Source organism: Rhodococcus sp. T2V, from assembly GCF_029269925.1.
GTDB lineage: Bacteria > Actinomycetota > Actinomycetes > Mycobacteriales > Mycobacteriaceae > Rhodococcus_F > Rhodococcus_F koreensis.
In genome coordinates this window covers 1-2,713 of the sequence record NZ_JARJBD010000236.1, presented here as the reverse complement: position 1 = coordinate 2,713, position 2,713 = coordinate 1, and the positions used below count along the sequence as shown (strand labels likewise).

1 protein-coding gene is annotated in these 2,713 nt (G+C 67.3%); it reads right to left on the bottom strand.

The window, feature by feature from the left end:
* Positions 1–2,713 (bottom strand): pyruvate dehydrogenase (acetyl-transferring), homodimeric type (aceE, locus tag P3H15_RS53485; protein WP_276144741.1); only part of this gene is annotated, 2,713 nt, incomplete at both ends.

Genomic DNA, 2,713 nt, shown 5'->3' with positions numbered 1-2,713 from the left:
GTAGGAGACGGCGGCGGCGCGGACGTCGTCGATGCGGTACTTCGTGGCGGCTTCGACGGCCTTGGAGCGGTCGAGGGTGCCTTCGCCGGCGAGGGCGGACAGGACGGCGACGACGATGGATTCGGCGTCGACGTTGAAGTACCGGCGGGCGGCGGGGCGGGTGTCGGAGAACCCGAATCCGTCGGTGCCGAGGGTGGTGTACGAGCCGGGGACCCACTGGCGGATCTGGTCGGCGACGGCGCGCATCCAGTCCGAGGCCGCCACGAACGGGCCGGCCGCATCCGACAGCGCCTGGGTGACGTAGGGCAGCGGGGCGTCGGTGCCCGGGTCCCGCAGCGCCTGCTGCTCGGATTCGATGCCGTCGCGGCGCAGCTCACCCCAGGAGGTGACCGACCACACGTCGGCGGCCACACCCCACTCGTCGGCGAGCAGCTGCTGCGCCCGCAGCCCCTCGGGCATGGTGACGCCGGAGACCAGAATCTGCGCCTTCGGTCCCGAGGTTTCGGACTTCTTGAACAGGTACAGGCCCTTGAGCAGGCCGTCGACGTTCAGGTTCTGCGGTTCGGCGGGTTGGGTGTAGGGCTCGTTGTAGAGGGTGATGTAGTAGAAGATGTCCTCGCCACCGAACCCGTCCACGCCGTCGGTGCCGCCGTACATCCGGCGCAGCCCGTCCTTGACGATGTGCGCGATCTCGTAGGAGAACGCCGGGTCGTAGGCGACGGCGGCCGGGTTGGTCGCGGCCAGCAGCAGCGAGTGCCCGTCGGCGTGCTGCAGCCCTTCCCCGGTCAGGGTGGTGCGGCCGGCGGTGGCACCGAGCACGAACCCGCGGGCCATCTGATCGGCCGCGGCCCACAGGCCGTCGCCGGTGCGCTGGAACCCGAACATCGAGTAGAAGATGTACAGCGGGATCATCGGCTCACCGTGGGTGGCGTAGGAGGTGCCGACCGCGGTGAACGAGGCCGTCGAGCCGGCCTCGTTGATGCCCTCGTGCAGGATCTGCCCGATCTCGGACTCCTTGTACGCCAGCATCAGCTCCGCATCGACCGCCGTGTACAGCTGCCCGTTGCGGTTGTAGATCTTCAACGAGGGGAACCAGGAGTCCATCCCGAAGGTGCGGGCCTCGTCCGGGATGATCGGCACGATCCGCTTCCCGATTTCCTTGTCCCGCAACAACTCCTTGATGATCCGCACCAACGCCATGGTGGTCGCGACCTGCTGCTTCCCGGAGCCCTTGCGGACCACGTCGTAGGTCGAGTCCGCCGGCTGCGGCAACGGCGCCGCCGCGGTCCGCCGCTGCGGCAGGAACCCGCCCAGCGCCCGGCGCCGGTCGAGCATGTACTGGATCTCCGGGGCATCCGCACCGGGGTGGTAGTACGGCGGCATCTTCGGGTCCCGCTCCAACTCTTCGTCGGAGATCGGGATCCGCTGCAGGTCCCGGAAATTCTTCAGATCATCGAGGGTCAGCTTCTTCATCTGGTGGGTGGCGTTGCGGCCCTCGAAGTGCTTGCCCAGGGTGTAGCCCTTGATGGTGTGCGCCAGGATCACCGTCGGCTGACCCTTGTGCGCCATCGCCGCCGCGTACGCGGCGTAGATCTTGCGGTAGTCGTGGCCGCCGCGTTTGAGGTTCCAGATGTCCTGATCGGACAGGTTCGCCACCAACTCCTTCGTCCGCGGGTCCCGGCCGAAGAAGTGCTCACGCACGTATCCGCCGTCGTTGGCCTTGTAGGTCTGGTAGTCGCCGTCCGGGGTGACGTTCATCAAATTGACCAGGGCACCGTCCCGGTCCGCGTGCAACAACGCATCCCACTCGCGGCCCCAGACCACCTTGATCACGTTCCAGCCGGCGCCGCGGAAGAACGACTCCAACTCCTGGATGATCTTGCCGTTGCCGCGGACCGGGCCGTCGAGGCGCTGCAGGTTGCAGTTCACCACAAAGGTGAGATTGTCGAGGCCCTCGGTGGCCGCCACATGCGCCAGGCCCCGGGATTCGGGTTCGTCCATCTCCCCGTCACCCAAAAACGCCCACACGTGCTGGTCGGCGGTGTCCTTGATGCCGCGGTCGTGCAGGTAATGGTTGAACCGCGCCTGGTAGATCGCGTTCATCGGGCCCAGGCCCATCGACACCGTCGGGAACTCCCAGAAATCCGGCAGCAGCCGCGGGTGCGGGTACGACGGCAACCCACCACCCTGGTCGGTGTGCGAGTGTTCCTGCCTGAACCCGTCCATCCGCTCCGCCGGGATCCGCCCCTCCAGGAACGCGCGCGCGTAGATGCCGGGGGAGGCGTGGCCCTGGATGAAGATCTGATCGCCGCCGCCGGGATGGTCCTTGCCGCGGAAGAAGTGGTTGAACCCCACCTCGTACAGGGCCGCGGAGGAGGCGTAAGTGGAGATGTGGCCACCGACCCCCACCCCCGGGCGCTGCGCGCGGGTCACCATCACCGCCGCGTTCCACCGGATGAACGCCCGGTACCGGCGCTCGACCTCCTCGTCGCCGGGGAACCACGGCTCGTTCTCCGTCGGGATGGTGTTCACATAATCGGTCGACGTCAACGCCGGCAGAGCGACGTGCTTCTCCCCGGCCCGCTCGAGCATCCGCAACATCAGATACCGGGCACGAGTCGGACCGGACCGGTCCAACAAACCATCGAACGACTCCAACCACTCCGTGGTCTCATCCGGATCGATATCCGGCAGATACGACGCAACACCCTCA